The sequence below is a fragment of the Kribbella sp. NPDC026596 genome (assembly GCF_040638415.1).
In the GTDB taxonomy this organism is placed as follows: domain Bacteria; phylum Actinomycetota; class Actinomycetes; order Propionibacteriales; family Kribbellaceae; genus Kribbella.
Genome location: NZ_JBEZYF010000041.1, coordinates 33,075 through 57,147 on the forward strand (window position 1 = coordinate 33,075; position 24,073 = coordinate 57,147).

The 24,073-nt window shown below is 69.5% G+C and carries 24 protein-coding genes; 12 read left to right on the plus strand and 12 right to left on the minus strand.

The genetic code is table 11. The features are described from left to right. Positions 1 to 28: 28 nt before the first annotated feature. Both AB0E63_RS29030 and AB0E63_RS29035 read right to left on the minus strand, forming a co-directional pair. Positions 29 to 1,246 carry a cation:proton antiporter gene (locus tag AB0E63_RS29030; RefSeq protein WP_360373084.1) on the minus strand — a complete coding sequence of 406 codons (1,218 nt, stop codon included), beginning with the start codon at positions 1,244 to 1,246 and terminating at the stop codon, positions 29 to 31. A 3-nt stretch (positions 1,247 to 1,249) separates the two neighbouring features. After that, a complete protein-coding gene (locus tag AB0E63_RS29035; protein WP_360373087.1) occupies positions 1,250 to 1,735 on the minus strand; it encodes a TrkA C-terminal domain-containing protein in 486 nt (161 codons plus the stop codon). 170 nt (positions 1,736 to 1,905) lie between these two features. On the opposite strand from AB0E63_RS29035, the gene AB0E63_RS29040 reads away from it, so the two are divergent. From AB0E63_RS29040 to AB0E63_RS29050, 3 genes are all read left to right on the plus strand, one after another. Further along, a complete protein-coding gene (locus tag AB0E63_RS29040) occupies positions 1,906 to 2,448 on the plus strand; it encodes a PadR family transcriptional regulator (protein ID WP_360373090.1) in 543 nt (180 codons plus the stop codon). A gap of 118 nt (positions 2,449 to 2,566) precedes the next feature. Next, a complete protein-coding gene (locus tag AB0E63_RS29045; RefSeq protein ID WP_360373093.1) occupies positions 2,567 to 4,588 on the plus strand; it encodes an NADPH-dependent 2,4-dienoyl-CoA reductase in 2,022 nt (673 codons plus the stop codon). 113 nt (positions 4,589 to 4,701) lie between these two features. After that, the gene (locus AB0E63_RS29050) at positions 4,702 to 5,934 is read left to right on the plus strand and encodes an FAD-dependent monooxygenase (protein ID WP_360373096.1); all 1,233 of its coding nucleotides are present in this window, start codon (positions 4,702 to 4,704) and stop codon (positions 5,932 to 5,934) included. On the opposite strand, the gene AB0E63_RS29055 is transcribed toward AB0E63_RS29050, so the two are convergent. From AB0E63_RS29055 to AB0E63_RS29075, 5 genes are all read right to left on the minus strand, one after another. Next, positions 5,884 to 6,474 carry a TIGR03086 family metal-binding protein gene (locus AB0E63_RS29055; protein WP_360373099.1) on the minus strand — a complete coding sequence of 197 codons (591 nt, stop codon included), beginning with the start codon at positions 6,472 to 6,474 and terminating at the stop codon, positions 5,884 to 5,886. The genes AB0E63_RS29050 and AB0E63_RS29055 overlap by 51 nt on opposite strands. A 102-nt stretch (positions 6,475 to 6,576) precedes the next feature. After that, positions 6,577 to 7,161, minus strand: coding sequence for an HhH-GPD-type base excision DNA repair protein (locus AB0E63_RS29060; protein ID WP_360373101.1), 585 nt, complete (start codon positions 7,159 to 7,161; stop codon positions 6,577 to 6,579). Between the two features lie 20 nt (positions 7,162 to 7,181). Next, positions 7,182 to 9,266 (minus strand): iron ABC transporter permease, encoded by a 2,085-nt coding sequence (locus tag AB0E63_RS29065; RefSeq protein WP_360373104.1) that lies wholly within the window; start codon positions 9,264 to 9,266, stop codon positions 7,182 to 7,184. After that, positions 9,263 to 10,234, minus strand: a complete 972-nt coding sequence (locus AB0E63_RS29070) for an iron-siderophore ABC transporter substrate-binding protein (protein WP_360373107.1) — start codon at positions 10,232 to 10,234, stop codon at positions 9,263 to 9,265. Before AB0E63_RS29070 ends, AB0E63_RS29065 begins: the two co-directional genes overlap by 4 nt. Positions 10,235 to 10,243: 9 nt before the next feature. Beyond that, positions 10,244 to 11,059, minus strand: coding sequence for an ABC transporter ATP-binding protein (locus tag AB0E63_RS29075; RefSeq protein WP_360373110.1), 816 nt, complete (start codon positions 11,057 to 11,059; stop codon positions 10,244 to 10,246). Between the two features lie 94 nt (positions 11,060 to 11,153). Between AB0E63_RS29075 and AB0E63_RS29080 the strand changes: the two genes are divergently transcribed. Both AB0E63_RS29080 and AB0E63_RS29085 read left to right on the plus strand, forming a co-directional pair. After that, on the plus strand, positions 11,154 to 12,086 hold the full coding sequence (locus AB0E63_RS29080) for a GntR family transcriptional regulator (protein WP_360373113.1): 933 nt from the start codon (positions 11,154 to 11,156) through the stop codon (positions 12,084 to 12,086). 33 nt (positions 12,087 to 12,119) lie between these two features. After that, a complete protein-coding gene (locus AB0E63_RS29085; protein WP_360373116.1) occupies positions 12,120 to 12,995 on the plus strand; it encodes a hypothetical protein in 876 nt (291 codons plus the stop codon). 67 nt (positions 12,996 to 13,062) lie between these two features. Here AB0E63_RS29085 and AB0E63_RS29090 read toward each other — a convergent pair whose 3' ends face one another. Beyond that, on the minus strand, positions 13,063 to 14,010 hold the full coding sequence (locus tag AB0E63_RS29090) for an NAD-dependent epimerase/dehydratase family protein (RefSeq protein ID WP_360373118.1): 948 nt from the start codon (positions 14,008 to 14,010) through the stop codon (positions 13,063 to 13,065). A gap of 55 nt (positions 14,011 to 14,065) precedes the next feature. Here AB0E63_RS29090 and AB0E63_RS29095 point away from each other — a divergent pair, with 55 nt between their 5' ends. Together AB0E63_RS29095 and AB0E63_RS29100 are read left to right on the plus strand one after the other, a co-directional pair. After that, positions 14,066 to 14,740, plus strand: a complete 675-nt coding sequence (locus tag AB0E63_RS29095; RefSeq protein WP_360373121.1) for an SDR family NAD(P)-dependent oxidoreductase — start codon at positions 14,066 to 14,068, stop codon at positions 14,738 to 14,740. Positions 14,741 to 14,827: 87 nt separating this feature from the next. Next, positions 14,828 to 16,330, plus strand: coding sequence for an LCP family protein (locus tag AB0E63_RS29100; protein WP_360373124.1), 1,503 nt, complete (start codon positions 14,828 to 14,830; stop codon positions 16,328 to 16,330). 353 nt (positions 16,331 to 16,683) lie between these two features. On the opposite strand, the gene AB0E63_RS29105 is transcribed toward AB0E63_RS29100, so the two are convergent. Then, positions 16,684 to 16,977, minus strand: a complete 294-nt coding sequence (locus AB0E63_RS29105) for a hypothetical protein (protein ID WP_360373127.1) — start codon at positions 16,975 to 16,977, stop codon at positions 16,684 to 16,686. 322 nt (positions 16,978 to 17,299) lie between these two features. On the opposite strand from AB0E63_RS29105, the gene AB0E63_RS29110 reads away from it, so the two are divergent. From AB0E63_RS29110 to AB0E63_RS29125, 4 genes are all read left to right on the plus strand, one after another. Then, the gene (locus tag AB0E63_RS29110; RefSeq protein ID WP_360373130.1) at positions 17,300 to 17,677 is read left to right on the plus strand and encodes a YciI family protein; all 378 of its coding nucleotides are present in this window, start codon (positions 17,300 to 17,302) and stop codon (positions 17,675 to 17,677) included. A 326-nt stretch (positions 17,678 to 18,003) separates the two neighbouring features. Beyond that, positions 18,004 to 19,260 (plus strand): RNA polymerase sigma factor, encoded by a 1,257-nt coding sequence (locus tag AB0E63_RS29115; protein WP_360373133.1) that lies wholly within the window; start codon positions 18,004 to 18,006, stop codon positions 19,258 to 19,260. Between the two features lie 169 nt (positions 19,261 to 19,429). Continuing rightward, positions 19,430 to 20,203 carry an alpha/beta hydrolase gene (locus AB0E63_RS29120; protein WP_360373136.1) on the plus strand — a complete coding sequence of 258 codons (774 nt, stop codon included), beginning with the start codon at positions 19,430 to 19,432 and terminating at the stop codon, positions 20,201 to 20,203. Continuing rightward, a complete protein-coding gene (locus tag AB0E63_RS29125) occupies positions 20,200 to 20,934 on the plus strand; it encodes an alpha/beta fold hydrolase (protein ID WP_360373139.1) in 735 nt (244 codons plus the stop codon). The genes AB0E63_RS29120 and AB0E63_RS29125 overlap by 4 nt, the downstream gene beginning before the upstream one ends. A 98-nt stretch (positions 20,935 to 21,032) precedes the next feature. On the opposite strand, the gene AB0E63_RS29130 is transcribed toward AB0E63_RS29125, so the two are convergent. Together AB0E63_RS29130 and AB0E63_RS29135 are read right to left on the minus strand one after the other, a co-directional pair. Next, on the minus strand, positions 21,033 to 21,656 hold the full coding sequence (locus AB0E63_RS29130) for a superoxide dismutase (protein ID WP_360373142.1): 624 nt from the start codon (positions 21,654 to 21,656) through the stop codon (positions 21,033 to 21,035). A 221-nt stretch (positions 21,657 to 21,877) separates the two neighbouring features. Beyond that, positions 21,878 to 22,822, minus strand: a complete 945-nt coding sequence (locus AB0E63_RS29135; RefSeq protein WP_360373145.1) for an NADP-dependent oxidoreductase — start codon at positions 22,820 to 22,822, stop codon at positions 21,878 to 21,880. Positions 22,823 to 22,891: 69 nt separating this feature from the next. Between AB0E63_RS29135 and AB0E63_RS29140 the strand changes: the two genes are divergently transcribed. Then, positions 22,892 to 23,251: a helix-turn-helix domain-containing protein gene (locus AB0E63_RS29140; protein WP_360373148.1), complete on the plus strand. Its 360-nt coding sequence runs from the start codon at positions 22,892 to 22,894 to the stop codon at positions 23,249 to 23,251. On the opposite strand, the gene AB0E63_RS29145 is transcribed toward AB0E63_RS29140, so the two are convergent. After that, a complete protein-coding gene (locus AB0E63_RS29145) occupies positions 23,162 to 24,028 on the minus strand; it encodes an alpha/beta hydrolase (RefSeq protein WP_360373151.1) in 867 nt (288 codons plus the stop codon). The two genes, AB0E63_RS29140 and AB0E63_RS29145, sit on opposite strands and share 90 nt — an antisense overlap. Positions 24,029 to 24,073: the final 45 nt, after the last annotated feature.

Genomic DNA, 24,073 nt, shown 5'->3' on the forward strand with positions numbered 1-24,073 from the left:
TGCTCGGCGGCGGGCGCCCGGGTAGTTGTCAGGTGGGGGTGTTGGCGGTGGTGTCCAGGCGTTCGGTGGCTGGTGCGTCCGTGCCTGGTGTCTTGCGGTTGGTCAGGCGGCGGGCGATCGGCTCGGTGTAGCGGGCGGCTATGGGGCCGAGGATGACGAGGATGAGGACGTACGCCGTTGCGAGCGGGCCCAGCTTGGGTTCGACCCCCACGGCGAGGCCGGCGATGACGATGGAGAACTCGCCGCGGGCGACGAGGGTCCCGCCGGCTCGCCAGCGGCCGGCTGTGCCCACGCCGGCCCGGCGGGCGGCGTACCAGCCGGTGGTGATCTTGGTGAGGCCGGTGAGTACAGCGAGGCCGAGAGCGATTGCCAGCACCGGCGGGATCTTGGCAGGGTCGGTGCTCAACCCGAAGAACACGAAGAAGACCGCGGCGAACAGGTCGCGGAGCGGGCTGAGCAGGTTCCGCGCACCGTGCGCGACCTCGCCCGACAACGCGATCCCGACCAGGAACGCGCCGACCGCCGCCGACACCTGCAGGTGCTGCGCGATCCCGGCCACGAGCAGCGTCAGCCCGAGGACGACGAGCAGCAACATCTCCGGGTTGTCCGAGGACACCGCCCGGCTGATCACGCGTCCGTAGCGCAAGGCAACGAACAGAACGACGCTGACCGTGCCGAGCGAGATCAACAGCGTCATGCTGCCACCGGCCAGCCCCGCACCGGCGAGCAGCGCGGTCAGGATCGGCAGGTAGACCGCCATCGACAGATCCTCGAGGACCAGGATCCCCAGCACCACTGGGGTTTCGCGGTTGCCGAGCCGGCCGAGATCGCCGACCACCTTCGCGATCACACCGGACGACGAGATCCAGGTGACTCCGGCCAGCGCGACCGCGGCGACCGGACCCCAGCCAAGCAGCAACGCGACGGCGGCACCGGGTACGGCGTTCAGCACGAAGTCGACCGCACCGGACACGTACTGCGTCTTCAGCGTGCCGACCAGATCCGACGCGGTGTACTCCAGTCCGAGCAGCAACAGCAGCAGGATCACGCCGATCTCGGCGCCGGTGGCAACGAACTCCTCACTGGCTGCCAACGGCAACAACCCACCGTGCCCGAAGGCGAGGCCGGCGAGCAGGTAGAGCGGAATGGGGGAGAAGCCGAGGCGCCCGGCGATCCGCCCGAGGACGCCGAGGGCAAGGATGACCGCGCCGAGCTCGATCAGCAGGGCGGTGATGTTCTCATGCATCGGTCACCCACCCGCGATCAGATCGGCAACGGCGTCCACGCCCTCGCGGGTGCCGACCACGACGAGCGTGTCACCGGTCGCGAACCGGAAGTCCGGCGTCGGCGACGGGGTTGCGCCGGTCCGCCGCAGCACCGCGACGATCGACGCACCGGTCCGGCTGCGGGCCTGGGTGTCCCCGAGGGTGCGCCCCGAGTACGGCGACTTGGCGGTGATCGGGATGTGTTCGGTGACCAGGTCGATCTCGATCTCGCCGCGCACCGGGTCGAGCGGCGTGGGGATCAGCAGCTGAGCGAGCGCGGCTGCCTCCGCGGAGCCGAGCGGGACCGAGTCCTTGCAGTTGTCGTCGTCATCGGGATCGTGGAAGCCGAGGAAGCGCCGGCCGTCGTTGTGCACCACCACCGAGACGTGCTTGCCGCCGTCGGTGATCAGGTCGTACCGGGTACCGATCCCGGGCAACGTCGTCTTGGTCGGGTGGGCCTGCTGGTCCATGATTCCTCGATCCGCGATAGCTGGCGTCTGCAACCATTCTCTCAAACTCCGAACAGCGGGTCCGGTCGCTGGATGTGATCTGGCACCCTTCCCCGGTCCACCAGTGGGTTGCTGTGACTTGTCATGCACTCAGGTGCACTGCAACGAGTTGCATAGGTACAGTGCCGGGTATGGCGTTGGAGCACGCGATCCTGGTCGCGTTGAGTGAGCGGGCCGGGTCCGGGTACGAGTTGGCCCGGCGGTTCGACCGGTCGATCGGCTACTTCTGGCCGGCCACGCACCAGCAGATCTACCGGGTGCTGCGCCGGATGGACGAAGCCGGCTGGGTCAAGCACACGGAGATCGCCCAGGAGGGCCGCCCGGACAAGAAGGTCTATCGAGTGTCCGCGGCGGGTCGGGACGAGCTCTCCCGCTGGCTGGCCGAGCCGGCCGATCCCGCCGTACTGCGGGATGGGCTCGGGGTGAAGCTCCGTGGTGCGTCGCTCGGCGACCCAGGCGTCGTACTGAAGGAGGTCGAGCGGCACCGGGCGGAGCATGCGACGCGGCTCGAGGTGTACCGGGGGATCCAGCGTCGGGACTTCCCGAAGCCGGCCAAGCTGCAGGACCGCGACCTGCATCAGTACCTCGTACTCCGCGGCGGGATCCGGGCCGAGGAGTCGTTCGTGGACTGGTGTGACGAAGTGATCGAAGCCCTCCGGAAGGACCACCGATGACAGTGCTTTTGGCCGGGCCTTCGGCGCCGGCGGGGTCATGGGGCCTTGGCTCCCGGCCTTCCCTCGTCGCTCCAGTCGCTTCGCTCCCTCCACTCCTCAGTCCAGGCCGGGAGGCCCCATGACCGCGTACCCGCACTTGCTTGAACCGTTGGACCTTGGTCACGTTGTTCTGCCCAACCGGGTGATCATGGGCTCGATGCATACCGGTCTCGAGGACCGGCTGAAGGATCTGCCCAAGCTGGCGGCGTACTTCGCGGAGCGGGCGCGCGGTGGCGCCAGCCTGATGGTGACCGGCGGCTACGCCCCGAATCGCACCGGCTGGCTCACGCCCTTCGGGTCCAAGCTGACCAGCCGTCGCCAAGCCCGCAAGCATCGCCTGCTCACCGACGCCGTCCACGCCGAGGGCGGCCGCATCGCGTTGCAGATCCTGCACGCCGGCCGCTACTCATACCACCCCTTCAGCGTCTCCGCCTCAGCCCTCAAAGCTCCGATCAACCCGTTCAAGCCCCGAGCCCTCTCCGACCGCGGGGTGCGCCAACAGATCAAGGCGTACGTCGACTGCGCGGCGCTCGCCCGTGAAGCCGGGTACGACGGTGTCGAGATCATGGGCTCCGAGGGGTACTTCATCAACCAGTTCCTGTCCGAGCGCACCAACAAGCGCACCGACCGCTGGGGCGGCAGCCCGGAGAACCGTCGCCGCCTCGCCGTCGAGATCGTCCGTCAGACCCGCGAGCGCGTCGGCGACGACTTCCTGATCATCTACCGGCTCTCGATGGCCGACCTGGTCGAAGGCGGCCAGCCCTGGGACGACGTGGTTGCGCTGGGCAAGGAGATCGAGGCGGCCGGCGCATCGATCATCAACACCGGTATCGGCTGGCACGAGGCCCGGGTGCCGACGATCGTGACGTCCGTGCCGCGTGCGGCGTTCACGAGCGTGACCGCCGCGTTCAAACCGCACGTCAGCATCCCGGTGGTCACGTCGAACCGGATCAACCTGCCGCAGGTCGCCGAGGAGGTGCTGGCCCGCGGCGACGCCGACCTGGTCAGCATGGCGCGCCCGTTCCTGGCCGATCCGGAGTGGGTGCTGAAGGCAACGACTGACCGGGCCGACGAGATCAACGTCTGCATCGCCTGCAACCAGGCCTGCCTGGATCACGTGTTCGCCAAGCGGAAAGCCAGCTGCATGGTCAACCCGCGCGCCGCTCGCGAGACCGAGCTCCAGTTGCTGCCGACTCGGCGTACCAAGGACATTGCGGTAGTGGGTGCCGGACCGGCCGGCCTGGCGGCGGCGGTGACGGCCGCCGAGCGGGGGCACCGGGTCGAGCTGTTCGAGGCCGTTGACGAGATCGGCGGCCAGTTCGGGATCGCTCAGCAGATCCCCGGCAAGGAGGAGTTCGCCGAGACGATCCGGTACTACGGGCGCCGGCTCGAACTGACAGGCGTGAAACTGCATCTCGGCCGCCGCGCCACCGCCGAGGAGCTGGCCGGCTTCGACGAGGTCGTGCTCGCGACCGGCGTCGTACCGCGGGTCCCAGCCATTCCCGGCATCGACCACCCGAAGGTGCTGTCGTACGTCGAGGTCGTCCGCGAGCGCAAGCCCGTCGGGGCCACGGTTGCCGTGATCGGCGCCGGCGGGATCGGTGTGGATGTCAGCGAGTTCCTGACCACCGAGGCGTCACCCGCGCTCGACCTGACCGCATGGAAGGCCGAATGGGGTGTCGCGGATCCGACGATCGCGGTTGGCGGACTGACCAAGCCGCAACCGGAGCCCTCGCCGCGGAAGGTGTATCTGCTGCAGCGCAAGCCCGGGAAGATCGGTGCCGGTCTGGGCAAGACCACCGGGTGGGTGCATCGCGCCGCGCTGAAGAACAAGCAGGTCGAGCAACTCCGCGGCGTCAACTACGAACGCATCGACGACGAAGGCCTGCACTTGAGCTTCGGGCCGCAGCGCGAGAAGCCGCGCGTCCTCGCCGTCGACACGATCGTGGTCTGCGCCGGCCAGGAACCGGTCCGCGATCTCGCTGACGCGCTCCGAGCGAGCGGGCGGCCCGTCCATCTCATCGGCGGCGCCGATATTGCCGCCGAGCTCGACGCCAAACGAGCCATCGACCAGGCCACCCGCCTAGCTCTTACCCTCTGACCGAACGCGTACTAGAGCACCGGACCGTAGTGCTCTAGTACGCGCTGGCCTCAGGCGGGCAGTGCAGTGCACCGTGTACGGCGTACGCGCACTAGTCTGATGAGAGGTGGACCATGAAGACTGTTCTGATCTCCGGGGCCGGGATCGCCGGGCCGGCGCTGGCGTTCTGGTTGCGGCGGCACGGGTTCACGCCGACGATCGTCGAGATCGCGCCCGCACCGCGACCCGGTGGGCAGACCGTGGACCTTCGCGGGATCTCCCGGGTCGTGGCCGACCGGATGGGTCTGCTGCCCGCGGTGGCCGAGCGGCAGTTGCACGAACGCGGTCTCGAGTACGTCCGGGCGAACGGGCGCCGGGCCGCCGCGATGCCGGCCGAGTTGCTCGACGGCGCCGGCCCGGTCGCCGAGATCGAGATCCTCCGCGGCGACCTGGCCGCGATCCTGGCCGATGCGACGACCGACGTCGAATATCTGTACGGCGACTCGATCACCGAGCTGGACCAGGATCCGAGCGGCGTGCAGGCGACGTTCGCGAGCGGGACCCGGAGGCGATTCGACCTGGTGGTCGGGGCCGGCGGCGTGCACTCGCGGACCCGCCGGCTCGCCTTCGGACCGGAGGAGCAGTTCGTCCGGCATCTCGGCGGCTACACGTCGTACTTCACTGTCGAGGCCCCGGAGTCGCTGAACCACTGGATGAAGATCCACTCCGCGCCCGGCGGCCGCTGGGTCGGGCTGCGGCCCGATCACGATCCGCGCTCCGCGAAGGCCCTGCTGAGCTTCCGCTCACCGGTCATCAGCTACGACCGGCACGACATCGCCGCGCAGAAGGCCTTGCTGGTCGAGCGGTTCAAGGGACTCGGCTGGCACACCGAACGCATCCTCGCCGACCTCCGCGACGCGGACGACTTCTACCTCGACAGCATCAGCCGCGTCGTCGTACCGGAGTGGTCGCGCGGCCGGATCGCGCTGGTCGGGGACGCCGGGTACTGCGGCTCACCGCTGGCAGGACACGGTACGGCGCTGTCGCTCGTCGGGGCGTATGTCCTCGCGGGCGAGCTGGCTGCCGCGGACGGCGATCACGTCCGCGCGTTCCCGGCGTACCAGGCCCGGATGCAGGCGTACGTCGAGCAGCGGATGGAACTGCCGCCCGGTGGGGTCAAGATGGCGATGCCGCTGAGCGCACTGGGTATCCGGCTGCGCGACACCTCGACCCGGCTGATGACGTCCCGCCCGTTCGCCGGTCTACTCGCGAAAATGGCGATCGGTCAGCCGGACGCCATCGAACTGCCGGATTACTCAATCGAGCGGGGAGACCCAGTCCGGAGTGCGGCCGAGCAGGCCGAGTAGCTGGTCGAAGTCGGAGGCGTCGCCGGGCACCTTGACGCTGCGCTCGAAGGCCGCGCCCGGGCCGCGGGTGGAGTCGGTGTCCGGAATCCGGCGGGCCAGATCGAGCGCCATCTCGACCATGTCCGGCGGCGCGTCGTACGAGACGTCGATGGCCTTGGCCAGGTCCCAGGCGTGCACGACGCAGTCGAGCTGGTGGAAGGTCAGCGCGATCCGGCGCGGAAACGAGCCGAACTCGCGGACCTCCATCAGCCGGTCCAGCGCGCCACCGTCGGCGAACGCGTCCGCGACCCCCACGTTCGACCGCCGGTAGGCCCCGGCCGGGTTGTCCCCGAGCCGGCCGCCGTTCCAGGTCTGGGTGGGCGCCGTGCCATTCACCGCCGCGGCCGCGAAGCCCTCGTTCTCACTGACGATGTGGCGGAGCAGACCACGGACGGTCCAGTCCGGGCACGGCGTGGGGAACCACATGTGCTCGGGCCGTACCTGCATGACCACCTCGCCGAGCACCGCGCCGGCCCGCCGATCCAGATCCCGGATGTCCATCCGCGCTCCTCCCGTAACCCGCCTGCCGCCTCAGCGAGCATAGGCTGCTCGCAGCTGATTCGGCAGGAACCCGGGTGAGCACAAGGGACAACCCGCGCGGTGTCAGGCCGTCCCGGCGGCCGCAGCTTTCGCGGCCTTCTTGAAGGAGCGGACCTCGCCGAGGGAGGCGGCGTCGGTGACGTCGGCGATCGAGCGGCGGGAGCCGCGGTCGCCGTAGCTGCCGGCCGCTTCGCGCCAGCCCTTGGGCTGGATCCCTCGCTGCTTGCCGAGCAGTGCCAGGAAGATCTTGGCCTTCTGCTCACCGAACCCCGGGAGCGCCTTCAGTCGCTTCAGCACCTCGGGCCCGTCGGGGTTGGGGCGGCCGGCGGTCCAGATCCCCGCAGTGTCGCCGTCGTAGTTCTCGATGATGTGCTGGGCGAGTGCATGGACCCGCCGGGCCATGGATCCGCCGTACCGGTGGATGGCCGGTGGGGTCACACAGAGTTCGACGAAGGTGTCGAGGTCGGTGGCGGCGATCTTGTGCAGGTCGAAGCCGTCCATCCGGTTGGCGATCTTCAGCGGACCCGAGAACGCGTGCTCCATCGGGTACTGCTGGTCCAGGAGCATCCCGACGAGCAGAGCGAACGGGTCGTCGTTGAGCAACTTGTCGGCGTCCGGGTTGCCGGTGAGGTGTAGTTCGCGCAGCATGGCGCCCATCTTGACACGAGTCAGCGGGCCGGAACCCGGGTCCGCCACAACAAATAGACGAAGTACGGCGCTCCGATCAGGGCGGTGAGGAGTCCGGCCGGGATCTGGGCCGGGGCCAGCAGGGTCCGGCCGAGGCTGTCCGCGAGGCTGACCAGGATCGCGCCGAGCAGTGCCGCGACCGGCAGGATCCGGGCATGCCGCCCGCCGACCAGCGCGCGGGCCGCATGCGGTGCGACCAGTCCGACGAAGCCGACCACCCCGATTGCCGAGACAGCGGCCGCGGTCAGCAACGCGGCACAGACCAAGGCGGCCAAGCGAGTCCGTTCGAGGCGTACGCCGAGGATCCGCGGTACGTCGTCGTCGAGCGCGAGCAGATCGAGTTCGCGCCGGGCATGGACGATCAACGGGGTGAGGACGAGCAGCGCGATCGCGACCGGGGCGACCTGCGGCAGCGTTCGCCCGTACGTGCTCCCGGACAGCCAGGTCATCGCCAGGCTGAGGTTCCATGGGTCGGTCGCGACGATCAGCAGTGTGACGATCGCGGTCGCCGCGGACGAGACGCCGACGCCGATCAGGACCAGCCGGTCCGAGCTCAGCCCGCCACGCCAGGACACGAGATAGACCAGGGCGAAGGTGACCAGCGCGGCGAGCGCGGCCATGCCGGACAGCAACCAGATGCTTGCCGACGGCAAAAGAATGAGCGTGGCGATCGCGCCGACCCCGGCGCCGCCGGTGATGCCCAGGATGCCCGGCTCGGCGAGCGGATTCCGGCACACCGCCTGCACCGTCGTACCGGCGATCGCGAGCGCGGCGCCGCACAGGACGGCCGACACGACCCGCGGGAAGCGCTGGTCGAGGACGTAGGTGATCGCGCGCCCGGAGCGTCCGTTGACCCAGTTGACGATGTCACCGGTGCGCAGCAACGCGTCACCGGCCAGCATTGCTCCGACGGCGGCGACGGCCAGCAGTACGACGAGAGCACCCGTGACGATCCAGAACGTACGGCGGCTGCGCAGCCCCGAGCCCGCGCCGCCGGGGGAGCGGCTCGGTCCGGAGTCGCGGAACCGTCGAGCCAGCCAGATCAGGACGACCGCGCCGACCACCATCGTCATGATCCCGGTCGGGATCTCGACGCCGGCCTGACCGCCGAAGGCCGCCCGCAGAACGACGTCGGACGCGAGGACGATCAGCACGCCGGCCAGCCCGGACAGCGGCAGGAGGACCCGGTGTCGCAGCAGCCCTGGAACCAGGGGAGCGATCAGCCGCACGAGCACCGGCGCGACCAGACCGACGAAGCCGACCGGGCCGGCGACCGTGACCGCGGCCGCGGACAGCAGCACCGTGACCAGAGTGATCAGTACTTGGACCCGTCGTACGTTCACGCCGAGCACCGACGCGGTGTCGTCGCCCAAGGCAAGGATGTCGAGCTTCGAGGCCAGCAGCAACGACGCGATGATGCCAACGGCAACGACGGGTGCCATCTGGGTGACCGCGTTCAGGTCGGTCTGGACCAGGGTGCCCGCACCCCAGGCGAACGTGCCGATCGTCTCCTCGCGGTACAGCAACAGCAGCAGCGTGGTCACGCCGGCCAGCGCCATCGCGACTGCCGACCCGGCCAGGATCAGCCGAGTCGGTCCGGACGAGCCGCCCGCGGACAACGCCAGTACCAGAACAGCAGCCGCCAGCCCGCCGGCGAAGGCGACTCCGCCGGCCGGAAGCACGGGCAACGAGATCCCGAACGCGGCCACCACCACGACCGCCAGGTACGCCCCTGCATTGACCCCCAACGTGTCGGGCGAGGCGAGCGGGTTGCGGGCCAGCGACTGCAGACCTGCGCCGGCCACCCCGAGCGCCACACCGACGAGTACGCCGGCCAGCAGTCGGGGCAGCCGGGATGCGACCAGTACGTTGGCCGCGTTGTCGGACCCACGCCCGACCAGCAGCCGGAGCAGGTCGCCGGCATTCACCGACGACGTGCCCTGCGTGAGATGAACCCCGGCCAGTACGACGATCGCGATCGCCGCAAGCAAGAACACCCCAGCAACACGAACCCGCCGTACAGGCTGTTGTACGACAGCAGCCGGGGCGGTGGTGACCTGGGTCAAGAGGTGACTGCCTGGACTGCGGCGTCGATGTACTGCTCGGTGGACTTCGGGCCGCCGAACATCCAGATGCCGTCCGGCAGGCGGTGCACGCTGCCGCTCTTCACGAACGGAAGGTTCTTCCAGATCGCGTTCCCGGCCAGATCGCCGCCGAACACGTCACCACCGTCGTTCTTGTTGGCGATGTAGAGGAAGCTGCCGTCCTTGAGCTTGGTCAGCCCCTCGAGGTCGGTCTGCGCGAGCCCGTAGTCCTTGTCGCCGGCCCCGGCCCAGCCGTTCTTCAGCCCCAGTTCGGTGGTGACCGCGCCGAGCAGCGAGCCGGTGGTGTACATCCGGATCGAGATCGTGCTGCCCTGTTTGTAACCGTCGGCCATCGTGAAGCCCTCGCCGGCCTTGCCCGCGTCCGCGATCTTCTGCTTGCCGTCGGCAAGCGCCTTGTCGAAGTCGGCGTTGACCTGCTTGGCCTGGTCCGCCTTGCCGATCGCCGAGCCGATCAGCTCGAGGTTGGTCTTCATCTGCGGGATCGCGTTGGCCGCGTCGGCGCCGCGGATCACCAGCACCGGTGCGGCCTTCTCGATCTGGGCGATCGTGTTCGCGGCCTCGTCGGTGGTGGTGATGACCAGGTCGGGGTTGAGGGCGACGATCGCGTCGACGCTGGCCTCGCCCCGGGTGCCGACGTCCTTGACCGACGGGTCGAGCTTGGCCGCGGTGACCCAGTTCGTGTAGCCCTTGGTGTCGGCGACGCCGACCGGCATCACTCCGAGGCTGACCAGATTCTCGGCCGCGCCCCACTCGAGCGCGACGACCTTGGTCGCCGGCGCCTTGAGGTCGAGCTTCTTGTTGCGCGCGTCGGTCAGCGACACCGGTTGGGCGGCGGCCTCACTGGTGTCGCTCGACGCGGCGGGCTCGCTGGTCCCGCACGCCGTCAGCACGAACAGGGCAGCAGCGATCAGGGCAGTGGTTCGTCTCATCAGTTGACCTCAGATAGTCGTGGCGCGGGACAGGTGTTTGCCGATGGGGCGGGTGGTGACCAGGCCGGTGGCCGGGTCGGTGCCGACCTCGATGGGGATGCCGTACGTCTCGGTCAGTGCGTCGGCGCGCAGGACCTCCTCCGGCGTCCCGGTCGCACGTACTCGCCCCTGATCGAGTAGTGCGATCCGATCCGCCACCGCGGCGGCCTGGTTCAGGTCGTGCAGTACGACGCCGACCGCGACCCCGTGCTCGTCCGCGAGGTCGCGCATCAGATCGAGGATCTCGATCTGGTACCGCAGGTCGAGGAATGTGGTCGGCTCGTCGAGCAACACGACGCCGGTGTCCTGAGCGAGGCAGGTCGCGAGCCACACGCGCTGCAGTTCGCCGCCGGACAGTTCGTCGATGGCCCGCTCGGCCATCGAGGTGACGCCGGTGACGGCCATCGCGTGTTCGATCGCCCGTGGGCCGTCCGCGTCGTCGTTGCGCCAGCGGCTGCGATGCGGGTGCCGCCCGTACCCGACGACGTCGCGGACGCTGACCCCGTTGGGCGTCGGTCGCGACTGGGAGAGCAGGGTGACCTTGCGCGCGAACTCCTTCGCCGACAGGTCGAGGGCGTTGCCGCCGTCGGGGAGGCTGATCCGGCCGGCGTCGGGCTGATGGAGGCGGGCGAGCGCACGCAGCAGCGTCGACTTGCCGCTGCCGTTGGGTCCGACCAGTGCGGTCACACTGGCCGCCTCGATGTGCAACGAGGCGCCGTCGACCACGAGGTGGCCGTGATAACCGAGCCGCAGGTCGTCGCCCGTCAGCCCCACCGTTTCGTGCATGTGGAGGAGGATAGCCTTACCTAACCTGAGATGTCAGGCGCAGGGCTCTCGGCTAGTGCGCGTACGATGTATGCGTACTAGCTCGGGAGGGTTGATGGGCGAGGCGCCGTACCAGCTGATCGCGGCGGAGATCCGGCGGCGGATCGAGGCGGGGGAGCTGCGGCCGGGGGATCGGGTGCCGTCGACGCGGGCGCTGGTCCGCGACTTCGGGGTGGCGATGGCGACCGCGACGAAGGCGTTGCAGGCGCTGCAGCAGGAGCGGCTCGTGCATCCGAGTCCGGGAGTCGGGACGGTGGTCGGTCCACCTCCACGCGCGAACCGGCCAGGTGCTGCCCCCCAACGCGCGGTGCAGCTGGACGGCGGCGGCCTGGATCTCCATCGGGCCGAGGTTGTCCGGATGGGCATCGCGATTGCGGACGCCGAGGGGCTTGGCGCGTTGTCGATGCGGCGGATCGCAGCCGAGCTCGGGGTGTCGACGATGGCGCTGTACCGGTACGTCGGCGGCAAGGACGCGCTGGTGCTGCAAATGGTCGACACCGCGATCGCGGAGTACCCGCTGCCGCGCAAGCAGCCGACCGGCTGGCGGGATGGGGTCGCCGCGGTCGCGCGGGCACAGTGGGCGGCGTACCGGCGGCATCTCTGGCTGGCGAGTGCGATCAGCCTCGGCCGGCCGCAACTGCTGCCGAACCTGCTCCCGCACACCGATGCCGTCCTGCGCGCGCTCGGCCGGGTCGACAAGACGGACGCGCTGTACGCCGCGATCAGTCTGTTCGCGTACGTCCGCGGGGTCGCGCTGGCGGTGGAGTCCGAGGCGTACGCCGAGCAGGACACGGGGCTGACGGCGGACGAGTGGGTCGACCGCCAGGGCGATCAGCTGGCCGCGCTCGTCACCGCGGGGAACCTGACCGGGTTCCGCGAACTGCTCGCGGACGACTTCGACTTCGAGTACGACCTGGACCGACTGTTCGAGTTCGGTCTCGAACTCATCCTGGACGGCCTGGAGAGACGCTTCACCCGGCTACGCTGAGTGTCGAGGGATTCGACCGAGGCGGAGGTGGCGATGGAGCCCGTGTTCGCGCCTGACGTGCCGGCCGGCGTACGGCGGTTGTACGAGCGCCGGCCCGAGCTGTTCGTCCCGGCGGACGCGCCGCGGCCGAAGCGGGAGACCTCGTGGTCGGTCGCGCCGGCGAACACGTTCGGCACGTTGCTGGTGTGGATCGCGGTGTGCGTCGGTGGGTGGATCCTGGCGCTGATCGTCATGGCGTCGACACTGCCGGCGGAGGTCGCCGCCTGGTCCGCGCTGGCGCTGGCGGGGATCGCGGTGGTGGCGACCGGCGGGGTCGTGGTGAAGACGATGCTCGAGGACGGCGGGCACAAGTCGGTCCGGCTGCAGCACAGCAAGTACCTGCTGCCGGTGGACTTCGACGAGGCTGCGGGGCGGTTGCTCGGGCGGGCGCAGCGCGCGGTGAAAACGGTGCTTGAGGCAACAGTTACCCGGCGCGGGCTGCTCGATGACGTGAAGAACGAGCTGGTGCTGCCCGAACAGCTCTGGGACATCGCGCAGGTGCTGCGGGAGCAGACCGCGTTGCGGGCCCGGCAGCGCGAGGTGGCGCGCGGGATGGAGACCGCCGAACTGGAGGCCGTGCTCGGGCCGCAGCGTCGCGCGCTTGCCCTGTCCGTGGAGGCGATCAAGCGCAAGGTCGACCTGCTCGACAGGTATGCCGACCGAGTCCGGTCCGCCGACGCGGCCCTCCGCGCCGAGGCGGCGTTGGAGGACGGCGACCGCTACATCGAGCTCCTCGCCCGCACCGAACCGGCCGGCGACACATCAGTCGTCCAGGGCTTCACCGACGAAGCCACCGCCCTCAAGGACACCCTCACCAGAACCATCAACGCCGCCCGAGACGCCGGCCGCACCCTAGCCCTCCCGGAGTAGCAGCCGGCCCTCCGGGCCGGGCAGGGCGGGGGTTTGGGTGGACCGGCCCTGCCGGGCTGGAGGGTGTTTACCTGCCGGCGAGGAGGTTGGCTTCGTCCTCGGGGGACAGGCCGAAGCCGAGGTCGGGTTCGCCGCGGGCTTGGTCCCAGGTGCGGAGATCGGCGATGGTTTGGCGGACTGGCGTGACCGGCATGCCGGCGGCTCGGGCCTTGGCTGGGTTGCGCCGGCGCTCGCCCCACTCGGTCTCGGGTTCCACCAACGGGAAGCGCGGAGGTACGGCGTCCGTCGGGACCTGGACCAGCTCGACGGTGGTGCCGGCCAGGTCGGCCGAGAGTTCGATCAGCTCGGCGATCGTGGTGAACGGACCGACCGCGTTGAATGCACCGGACCGCTGGTCCGTGATCAGCTGCACGATGAGTCGCCCGAGGTCGCGGCTGTCCGTCAGCTGCAGCGGTTGCTCCGGCTTCGTCGGCAACGCAACCCGGCCGCCCCGCGCGCCACGTCGTACCCAGTAGAGGACCGTGCTCGCCGTGTCACCGGGACCGGTCACCCGACCAGGCCGGACGATCGTCGCGCGATCGCCGTACCGCTCGAGCACGTCGTCCTCGCAGGCGACCTTGCACGGGCCGTAGGTTTCGTTGGTGAGGACGTCGGCCGAGCGCATCGGCGGGCGCCGGAGTGCGGTCTCGTCGGTGCCCGCCGGGAGGTCGCGCACGTAGACCGCGTGGCTCGAAACGAACAGGTACCGCCCGACCCGATCGCCGAGCACGTCCATCGTCTCGTCGACCTGCTTGCTCTGGTAGCCGCTCAGATCGACAACGGCATCCCACTCACCGGTCCGCAGTGCCTCGTAGTCGCCGGTGTCCCGGTCCCCGACGAGCTGCGTCACCTCTGGCGGCAGGTCGGTTCCGCTCTTGCCCCGACTGAAAGACGCAACCTCCGCGCCATGTGCCAGCGCGTCGGCGATGGCCGCCCGCCCGACAAATCCGTTCCCGCCCAGCATCAGAATCCGCACAACCGCCCAACCTATCTCTCGCTAGATTCCTGCCGCACCCGATTAAGCTCCGACCATGACGAACACCGTGGTGGTTGCTGGCGGCACCGGGGCACTGGGCGTCGCGGTGACCGCGGAGTTCCTGCGATCCGGCTGGCGCGTCGTCGTACCCGGCCGGACCGAGGACTCCCTGGCCCGGCTCGGCACGGACCCGGCGCTGAACCCAGTGCTCGCCGATCCGTTCGACCCAGCCAATACGGCGGCTGTCGTCGCGCTGGCCGCCTCCGACGAGGCCGCGCCACTGACCGCGCTGGTCAACCTGGTCGGTGGGTTCGCCTCCGGCGCGCGAGTGCACGAGACCCCGATCGAGGACTTCGAGGAACAACTCCGGCTCAACCTGCGCCCGACGTACCTGATCACTCAGGGGGTGCTCCCGCACCTGCTCGCGGCCGGCGGCGGAGCGATCGTGTGTACGTCGAGTGGCGCGGCGCAGCGCCCGTTCTCCGGGGCGGCCGGGTACATCACCGCGAAGGCCGGCGTGATCGCATTCGCCGACGCGCTGCACGCTGAGTACGCGCACGAGGGCATCCGGGTGAACACCATCATCCCCGGCACCATCGACACCCCCGCCAACCGGGCCGCGCGGCCGAAGGCCGACACCACCAAATGGACCCCGCCGGCCCGGATCGCCACCGTCATCCGGACCCTGGTCGAGGTCGACGGATTCGCTGGTGCTCATCTGACCGTTTGACAACCGATTGGCCCTGTAACACGTCTGAGGAGGTACAGGTGCGGGTACTTGACGCACACTGGATCTGGGGACGGCGACAGGGGAGCCATGGGGAGACGTGCGCACGAGGCAGGCAAGCGACCACGGTCGATGCCGAACCTGCTGAGTCTGACGCTACTCGGCGCACTGTTGCCCGGACTCGGCCTGATCGCCGGCGGTCGCCGGCGGATCGGTGCGTTCATCCTCACCCTCAGCCTGGGCCTGGTCGGCCTGGGTGTGTACGTCGCTCTGACCCGGCGGGACGAGGTCCTCGCGGCGGCCGTCGTACCGAGCCGGCTGTTGATGACCTCGGTGGCGATCGGGGTCCTCGGATTCCACTGGATCGTGGTGATCGTCGCCTCGCACCGGTCGTTGCGACCGGCAACAGGTGGGGTCGGCGGCCGCGTGGTCGGGGCGATGTTCGTCGGGGTTCTGTGCTTCGCGATCGCGGCGCCGGCGGCGATCGGCGTACAGAGCGCGCTCGCACAGCGCACCCTCGTGCAGGACGTGTTCCAGGCGCAGGCGGAGGGCAAGAGCGCGACCCGGCCGTCGACGGTCAACGTCGAGGACCCGTGGGAGGACAAGCCGCGGCTGAACCTGCTGCTGCTCGGCGGCGACGACGCGCCGAGCCGGGAAGGCGTCCGGACCGACACCGTGATCGTCGCGAGTATCGACACCCGGACCGGCAACACCGCGCTGATCTCGCTGCCGCGGAACCTCACCTTCATGCCGTTCCCGAAGGACTCGCCGCTGTCCAAGTACTACCCGAACGGCTTCGGCAAGGAGGGCCTCGGTCTCGAAGACCGGCTGGAGTGGATGCTGACAGCGATGTACCAGAACGTCCCGGACGCGCATCCCGGCATCCTCGGTCCGTCCGACAACGAGGGCGCCGATGTCCTGAAGCAGTCGGTCGGTGAGGCGACCGGGCTGAAGCTCGACTACTACCTGCAGGTCAACCTGCAGGGCTTCCCGGAGCTCGTCGACGCGATCGGCGGGATCAACGTGAACGTCAATGAGCGGGTCGCGATGGGCGGGATCAGCAGCTCGCACATCCCGCCGTCGGAGTGGATCGAGCCGGGACCGGACCAGCACCTGGACGGCCGGCACGCACTGTGGTTCGCCCGCGGCCGGTACGGCGCCGACGACGATCAGCGGCAGATCCGGCAGCGGTGCGCGATCAAGGGCATCGTCGACGCGGCGAACCCGCAGACGCTGGTGACGAAGTACAAGGCGATCGCCAAGGCCGGTCAGCACCTGCTGCGCACCGACATCCCGCAGGAGCTCCTGCCCGCGCTGGTCGAGCTCGCGCTGAAGGTGAAGTCGGGGACCGTCTCCAACGTCACCCTCGACGTGGCGAAGCTGCGGCTCAAGTACCTGCACCCCGACTACGACGCCTTGCGCGACACCGTCGAGACCGCCCTCGAATCCGACCCGGCCCCAGCCACCCCGCCCACGACGCCCTCCACGAAGACAACCCGCAATCCCGTCACCCCGCCGGCCACGCCCCCAGGCCCCACCCAGAACCTCGTAGACGCCTGCGCCTACCACCCAAACGGCGACCAGCCGAACTAACGACCGACGCCGGGCCCGCGCCCAGGAACTGGGTGCCTTGGACAGGAACCGGAGCCTTGGGCGGGACCTCGGGACCTCGGACAGGAACCGGGTCTCTGGCGAGAACCGGGGACCTTGGACAGGAACCAGGGACCTGTGACGGGGACCCGGGGCCTTGGGCGGGAACCGGGGACCTTGGACAGGAACCAGGGACCTGTGACGGGGACCCGGGGCCTTGGGCGGGAACCGGGGACCTTGGACAGGACGCGGGAGCCTTGGGCCGGAACCGGGGCCTCGGGCGGGAACCGGGGACCATGGGCGGGAACCGGGGACCTGTGACGGGGACCCGGGGCCTTGAACAGGTTATTGCTTGTTCACGGCCACCGGTGACTCTCCGAACCCACCGCGGCCGACAGCTGCGGAGTCCCGGGGGTCGGGCGGTTGAACAGGTTGTCGGGGCCTTGGACAGGAACCGGAGACCCCGGGGGAGATGTAGGGATCGGGCGGCCGAACAGCGCCTCGGCAACCGCGGCCAGGTGCGGCCTGAGCTCTGCTTCCGTTGCCTTGGACAACGTCGGCGTACCCACGGCGGTCCGCAGGATGCCGATCCCGAGCAGCCAGGCCCCGAACACCAATTGGTGCAACAGCCTCGCCGGTAGCTCCTCCACCGGCCCGTCCGGCGTACGACGGGAGCCGTCGACCCAGCCATCGCCTCGGTGAACAGGGCGGACTTGGCAGCACGGCGGCGCGGGGTGAGCAGTTCTTGCGCGATGCCGCCGTACTGCCTGGAGAGGCGGTGTTCGTGCGGGCCGACCTGCCACCGCCGTACACGAAGAGCGGGACCAATCACCTGCCGCAGCCGCTGCGGACGGTCGCGCGGATCTCGGCGGCGTTCTCGCCGCGCAATTGGTCTGAAGTTGGGTGTCGATCTGGTGGTGGGGCGATCGACGTGAGAGTAAGGATCGACCGACATGACGAGGAGCGGGTGCGATGCGCTACATGATCATCAACAAGGCGGACGCCGACAGCGAGGCCGGGAAGTTCCCGGCGCCGGAGGTGGCCGAGGGCGTCGGCAAGGTCGTCGAGGACCTGGCGAAGGCCGGTGTCCTACTGTTCGCGGAGGGTGTGCACCGCAGCTCGCTGGGCGCTCGGGTGAAGGTCGAGGACGGCAGGCGCACGGTCACCGACGGCCCGTTCGCCGAGACCAAGGAGCTGATCGGCGGCGTGATCGTCGTCGAGGTCCGCAACCGCGACGAGGCCGTCGAGTGGGCCGCCCGCCTGGCCGAGGCCCTCGGCAACGAGGTCGAGGTCCGCCGAGTAGTCGAGGAAGCCGACTTCGACCCGAACTCCGACCTCTACCTGGGCTGACCTTGCCCCCTCAGCTGGAGGGTTGCCCCCTCAGATTCTCAGTGGGCAACCCTCCAGCTCGGGGGCTGCCCACTGAGTTGGAGGGTTGTGCGCGAGGGGGCTGCCCGCTGAGGTGGAGGGTTGTGTACGAGGGGGCTGCCCGCTGAGGTGGAGGGTTGTGTACGAGGGGGCTGCCCGCTGAGGTGGAGGGTTGTGTACGAGGGGGCTGCCCGCTGAGGTGGAGGGTTGTGTACGAGGGGGCTGCCCGGTGAGTTGGAGGGTTGTGCGCGCGGCTGCGGGGGGTGGGGTGGGTTGATGTTGGGGCGGGGGTGTTGTTCTATCGGCGGGTGACAGTTACGGAGGCGGCGGGGGCGGTCGACGCGGTCTGGCGGATCGAGTCGGCCCGGATCATCGCGGGTGTCGCCCGGATCGTGCGGGATGTGGGGCTGGCCGAGGAGCTGGCCCAGGACGCGCTGGTGGCGGCGTTGGAGCAGTGGCCGGAGTCCGGCGTACCGAACAACCCGGGCGCCTGGCTGATGGCGATCGCCAAGCGGCGCGCGATCGACCTGATCCGGCGTAAGGAGACCTACCAGCGCAAGCTCGCCGAGATGGGTCACGAGCTGGAGATCGACGGTGACAGCGTCGAGGACGACGTGGAGGCGATCCTCGAGGACCACATCGAGGACGATCTGCTCCGGCTGGTGTTCACCGCCTGCCATCCGGTACTCACGATGGACGCGCGGGTCACGCTGACACTCCGGCTGCTCGGCGGCCTGAAGACCGATGAGATCGCCCGGGCGTTCCTCGCCCCGGAGGCGACGATCGCGCAGCGGATCGTCCGGGCCAAGCGCAACCTCGCGAAGGCGAACGTGCAGTTCGAGGTGCCGGCCGGGGACGAGTTGCTCGAGCGGCTGTCGTCCGTACTCGAGGTTGTCTACCTGATCTACAACGAGGGGTACTCCGCGACCGCCGGGGACGACTGGATGCGTCCGGCGCTCTGCAACGAGGCGATGCGCCTCGGCCGGCTGCTCGCCGAGCTCATGCCCGACGAACCCGAGGTCCTCGGCCTGCTCGCCCTGATGGAGCTGCAATCGTCGCGCGCGAACGCACGCATCGGCCCCGAAGGCGAACCGGTCCTGCTCCTCGAGCAGAACCGCCGCCGCTGGGACCGCCTGCTGATCAGCCGCGGCCTCGAAGGCCTCGACCGCGCGTGGACCCTGGAGAAACCGCCCGGCCCGTATCTGCTCCAAGCCGCGATCGCCGCCTGTCACGCCCGCGCCGCCGACGCCGAGGACACGGATTGGGCCCGCATTGCCGGGCTGTACGCCATCCTCGCGCAGGTCACGCCGTCACCGGTCGTCGAGCTGAACCAGGCGGTCGCGATCTCGATGGCGTTCGGCCCGCAGCGCGGCCTGGACGCCGTCGACGTCCTCGCCGACGACCCGTCCCTGAAGGACTACCACCTGCTCCCGAGTGTTCGCGGCGACCTCCTCTTCAAACTCGGCCGCCTCGACGAGGCCAGGATTGAGTTCGAGAAGGCCGCCGCCCTCACCCGCAACGAACGCGAGCGCACTCTGCTGCTGGAGCGCGCGGCCGCCTGCTGACGCACCTTGTTCCCGCTGATCTTCCAGACAACGGCACAGACACCGAGCGCGGCCGCTACGCAACCACCCCGGTACGACGAGAACCGTCCAGTGATCTGCGTCACACGGGGTCGATCGTGAGTGCCGTCGTACGACGCCGTGGGTGAGAGCTCAATTCAGGAGGAAGATCATGGAGAAGATCACTTCGGCGGACGGCACCGCCATTGCGTACGACCGGCTCGGCGAAGGGCCTGCGGTGGTCCTCGTCTGTGGCGGCTCGGTGGATCGGATGTCCAACGCCCCGCTGGCTGCGCTGCTGGCGCAGGACTACACCGTCTACAACTACGACCGTCGTGGCCGCGGCGACTCCGGCGACGGCGCCGAGTACGCGATCGAGCGCGAGTTCGAGGACCTGGACGCGATCTTCGCGGCGGTCGGTGGCGCGGCCCACCTGTATGGGACGTCGTCCGGTGCCGCCCTCGCGCTGCTGGCGACCGCCGCCGGTCGCCCGGTGACCAAGCTTGCGCTCTGGGAGCCGCCGTACATCCTCGAAGGCACCCGGAAGCGGCCTCCGGCCGACACCGCGTCGATCTACCGCGCGTTCGTCGCCGAGGGCCGCCGGGACCAGGCGGCTGAGTACTTCATGGCCGAGGTGGTCGGGCTGCCAGCCGACTTCGTCGCGATGGCGAAGGAGTCGCCGTGGTGGCCGGCGCAGGAGGCGATCGCGCACACGCTCGCGTACGACGCGACCGTGATGGGCGACTACTCGATCCCGGCCGCGACCGGATCGGTGACCGTGCCGACCAGGGTGTTCACCGGCGGCGCGTCGGAGGAGTGGATGAAGGTCGGCAACGAGGCCGTGGTGGAGGCGATCCCGAACGCCACCGCCCGCGTTGTCCCCGACCAGCAGCACAATGTGGACCCGGCAGCTTTGGCGCCGTTCGTGAAGGAGTTCTTCGGATGAACACAGTGGATTCCAAGGACGGTACGACGATCGCGTACGACAAGCGTGGCGCCGGACCCGCGGTGGTCCTGGTCGACGGCGCCCTGTGCGGGCGAGTCCAAGGACCTATGCCCGACCTTGCCGAGACCCTCGCGTCGAGCTTCACCGTCTACAACTACGACCGGCGCGGCCGGGGTGGTTCCGGCGACACGGACGCCTATGAGGTGGATCGCGAGATCGAGGATCTGGCCGCCGTGATCGAGGCCGCGGGTGGTTCGGCGTACGTCTATGGCTCGTCGTCCGGTGCGGCGCTCGCGCTGCGGGCCGCGGCGGCGGGGGTGCCGATCGAGAAGGTGGTCGCGTTCGAGCCGCCGTTCGTGGTGGACGACAGCCGTACGCCGATTCCGGCGACCTGGGTCGAGGACCTCGAGGCCCGCGATCCGGCGGATGCGGTGAAGTACTTCATGACGAAGGTGATCGGCCTGCCCGGTCCGGTCGTCGCGATGATGAGGCTGATGCCGGCCTGGAAGCACCTGAAGGCGATGGCCCCGACGCTGCCGTACGACGCCCGGGTGGTCGGCGGCAATGTGGCCGGCAAGCCGCTGGACGCTTCCCAGTGGGCGGCGATCGAGATCCCGGCACTGGTGGTCAACGGCGGCAAGAGCCCGGCCTGGATGAAGACCTCGGTCCGCGCGCTCGCCGGCGCCGTACGGGTGCGGAGCACCGCGAGGTCCCCGGTCAGAACCACCTGATCAAGGCGACCGCGATCGCCCCGGTTCTGACCGGGTTCTTCACGAGCTGAGCACGCGGGGTCCGGCCAACCGATGGCTCGCCGGACCCCGGAAGGCTGTCAGGCCCCGGCGATCAGACCGGAAGCGCTGCGGGCCGCGTCGAAGCGAGCCTGCGCGTCGGCCCAGTTCACCACGTTCCACCAGGCCTTCACGTAGTCCGGCTTCACGTTCTTGTACTGCAGGTAGAACGCGTGCTCCCACATGTCCAGCATCACGATCGGGATCTGGCCGGCCGGCAGGTTGCCCTGCTGGTCGTACAGCTGGTGCACGAGCAGCTGGCCGGCGAGCGCGTCCCAGCCGAGGATCGCCCAGCCGGAGCCCTGGATCGTGGTGGCACTGGCGGTGAAGTTGGCCTGGAAGCCGTCGAACGAGCCGAAGTACTCGTCGATCGCGGCACCCAGCTCACCGTCGGGCTTGTCGCCGCCGTCCGGGGACAGGTTCTTCCAGAAGATCGAGTGGTTCACGTGCCCGCCGAGGTTGAAGGCGAGCGTCTTCTCCAGCCCGACGATCGAGCCGAAGTCACCCTTGTCGCGGGCCTCGGCCAGCTTGTCCAGGGTGTCGTTCAGACCCTTCACGTAGGTCGCATGGTGCTTGTCGTGGTGCAGCTCCATGATCTCACCGGCGATGCTCGGCGCCAGCGCGCTGTAGTCGTAGGGGAGGTCGGGAAGCGTGTACGTGGTCAACTCTGCTCCTTCGTCGGGGCCCGGACCGGGCCGATATCTCCGATGTCCTGTGTCAGCGGCACCAGCTTGAAACTTCAACCACGGTTGAGGTCAAGACGCCACGCTGTGGAACGGGCCAGGCGGCACCTCCGACCGGTGCCCGATGCGACCGCTTTGACACACGCGCACGCACCGGACACCCCCAGCTTCACATACTCCTCCGCGCGATCCACGGGGGAGTCTCATTCGACCTCGAGCACCAGCTTCCCGCGGGTCCGCCCGTCCTCCAGCCGCCGGTGCGCCGCGGCTGCGTCCGCCAGCGCGAAGACCTCCTCGACCTCGGCCTGGACCGCTCCGCTCTCGATCAGCGCGGCGATCTCGCCGAGCGCGTGACCGTCGGGCTCGACCAGGTACGACGCCACCCGGACGCCGGACCCGGCGGCCCGCGCGAGCAGCTCGGGCGAGGTCCCGGACGGTACGGCGACCACCAGGCCACCCCGCCTGGTCACGGCTATGGATTGCGCCAGTGTGGTCTCGCTGCCGATGAGATCCACCACGACGTCGATGTCTGCGGTCACCGCGGCCACATCCGCCGAGTGGTAGTCGATCACCTCGTCAGCGCCGAGCCCGCGCAACCACTCGTGCTTACCGGCGCTCGCAGTACCGACGACGTACGCTCCGAGCTCCTTGGCGAACTGCACGGCCAGGTGCCCGACCCCACCCGCGGCCGCGTGGATCAGCACGCGCTGGTCCTTCTGCACGCCGGCCAGTGTGGTGAGGATCTGGTACGCCGTGAGCCCGGCCAGCGGGACCGCGGACGCCTCGGTGTGGCTGAGGTTGGCCGGCTTGCGGGCGAAGTGCCGCGACGGCGCGGTCACATACTCCGCGTACGCCGAAGCGGCCCGCGGGAACCACGGCATCCCGTAGACCTCGTCGCCGACCGCGAGCGTGTGCACGCCGTGGCCGATCTCCTCGACGACGCCGGACACGTCCCAGCCGAGGATGAACGGCGGCTCCCCGAGGATGCCGGCCACACCCTGTCCCGCGCGGGTCTTGGCGTCGACCGGGTTCACGCCGGCCGCGCGGACGCGGATCAGTACCTCGGTCGGCAATGGCTGCGGCTGCTCGGTGTCGACCAGGCGGAGTACCTCGGGACCGCCGAAGGTGTCTTGACTGATAGCTCTCATGGCCCGCAAGCTATCTCTGGGAGGGTAGTATCCCGCAAGGAGCATTACTATCTAAAGGGAAGTACCGGCATGGCGACGAAGTGTGCGACCGGGATGCACGACAAGCACGACGTGTACGCCGCGCAGTGTCCGTGCCGGGACGTTCTCGACCTGCTCGCGAACAAGTGGGCCGCCCTCGCGATCGGGGCGCTGGAGGACGGCCCACTGCGGTTCGGCGAGTTGCAGCGGCGACTGCAGGGCATCAGCCCGAAGGTGCTGACCCAGACGCTGCGTCGGCTCGAGGAGAACGGCTTCCTGCATCGGGAGATCTACCCTGCCGTGCCATTGCACGTGGAGTACTCACTCACCGACCTCGGCCACAGCGTCTCCAAGCCGCTCGCCGCGCTGCGGACCTGGGTCGAGACGCACCTGGACCAGCTCACCGCGTAGCGCCTTGGCGAACGCGTCCGGTTGGTCGGCGAAGCCGGTGTGGTCGCCGGGGAACTGGGTGGGGTTGATGCCGAGGCGCTTCGCCAGGGCGGTCGAGGTGCGGTCGCAGAGTTGACCCGTCGACTCCTCGCCGATGCCGACGACGATTCGTACGCCGCTGTCGCGCAGGGTGCCCACGTCCGGGACCCATGTGACCGTCTCCCACAGCTCGTGGGCGAACCAGAACCGCTCGTCGGCGACCTGCTGCGGATCCCGCTCGCCGCCGAACATCGCCTCGATCACGCCGTCCGGCACCTGGATGTTCGCGATCGCGAAGAACTGCTTCCAGGCGCCGATCACGTCCCCGGCCAGGTAGTCGGCCATCATCCGCTCGGACGCCGCGAGCAGCTCGTCGCCGTCCTCGACCAGCCGGTCCAGCGGCGGCTCGTGAGCGATCACCGTGCTCACCAACTCGGGATGAGCCTGCGCCAAGGCCAGCACGGTGACCGCTCCACCGCTCGACCCGAGCGCAATCGCGGGACCCGCGTCGAGGTGCCGGATCAGCCGGGCCAGGTCGTCGGCCCGCTGCTCGGGTGTCGACGTACCGCCGTCCCGTAGCTTGCTCCGCTTCACGCCCCGCGGGTCCGTGGTCAGCACCGTGTAGTCGCCCGCCAGCAAGTCTGCCAGGGGCGCGAACGAGTCCGCATTCATCGGTGCACCGACCAGGACCACCAACGGCCCAGCCCCGCGCACTTCGTAGTACAACTCCGCCTCAGGAACCACCAATGTCTTGTTCATACCCCCTCCACGAACGACCGAAGGCTGGATGGACAGGCGGGGGCT

Bases quoted from the DNA above. Each gene is read 5' to 3' on its own strand.
- AB0E63_RS29030 (WP_360373084.1), bottom strand. From the start codon at position 1,246: ATGCATGAGAACATCACCGCCCTGCTGATCGAGCTCGGCGCGGTCATC.
- AB0E63_RS29035 (WP_360373087.1), bottom strand. From the start codon at position 1,735: ATGGACCAGCAGGCCCACCCGACCAAGACGACGTTGCCCGGGATCGGT.
- AB0E63_RS29040 (WP_360373090.1), top strand. From the start codon at position 1,906: ATGGCGTTGGAGCACGCGATCCTGGTCGCGTTGAGTGAGCGGGCCGGG.
- AB0E63_RS29045 (WP_360373093.1), top strand. From the start codon at position 2,567: ATGACCGCGTACCCGCACTTGCTTGAACCGTTGGACCTTGGTCACGTT.
- AB0E63_RS29050 (WP_360373096.1), top strand. From the start codon at position 4,702: ATGAAGACTGTTCTGATCTCCGGGGCCGGGATCGCCGGGCCGGCGCTG.
- AB0E63_RS29055 (WP_360373099.1), bottom strand. From the start codon at position 6,474: ATGGACATCCGGGATCTGGATCGGCGGGCCGGCGCGGTGCTCGGCGAG.
- AB0E63_RS29060 (WP_360373101.1), bottom strand. From the start codon at position 7,161: ATGCTGCGCGAACTACACCTCACCGGCAACCCGGACGCCGACAAGTTG.
- AB0E63_RS29070 (WP_360373107.1), bottom strand. From the start codon at position 10,234: ATGAGACGAACCACTGCCCTGATCGCTGCTGCCCTGTTCGTGCTGACG.
- AB0E63_RS29075 (WP_360373110.1), bottom strand. From the start codon at position 11,059: ATGCACGAAACGGTGGGGCTGACGGGCGACGACCTGCGGCTCGGTTAT.
- AB0E63_RS29080 (WP_360373113.1), top strand. From the start codon at position 11,154: ATGGGCGAGGCGCCGTACCAGCTGATCGCGGCGGAGATCCGGCGGCGG.
- AB0E63_RS29085 (WP_360373116.1), top strand. From the start codon at position 12,120: ATGGAGCCCGTGTTCGCGCCTGACGTGCCGGCCGGCGTACGGCGGTTG.
- AB0E63_RS29095 (WP_360373121.1), top strand. From the start codon at position 14,066: ATGACGAACACCGTGGTGGTTGCTGGCGGCACCGGGGCACTGGGCGTC.
- AB0E63_RS29100 (WP_360373124.1), top strand. From the start codon at position 14,828: ATGGGGAGACGTGCGCACGAGGCAGGCAAGCGACCACGGTCGATGCCG.
- AB0E63_RS29110 (WP_360373130.1), top strand. From the start codon at position 17,300: ATGCGCTACATGATCATCAACAAGGCGGACGCCGACAGCGAGGCCGGG.
- AB0E63_RS29120 (WP_360373136.1), top strand. From the start codon at position 19,430: ATGGAGAAGATCACTTCGGCGGACGGCACCGCCATTGCGTACGACCGG.
- AB0E63_RS29125 (WP_360373139.1), top strand. From the start codon at position 20,200: ATGAACACAGTGGATTCCAAGGACGGTACGACGATCGCGTACGACAAG.
- AB0E63_RS29135 (WP_360373145.1), bottom strand. From the start codon at position 22,822: ATGAGAGCTATCAGTCAAGACACCTTCGGCGGTCCCGAGGTACTCCGC.
- AB0E63_RS29140 (WP_360373148.1), top strand. From the start codon at position 22,892: ATGGCGACGAAGTGTGCGACCGGGATGCACGACAAGCACGACGTGTAC.
- AB0E63_RS29145 (WP_360373151.1), bottom strand. From the start codon at position 24,028: ATGAACAAGACATTGGTGGTTCCTGAGGCGGAGTTGTACTACGAAGTG.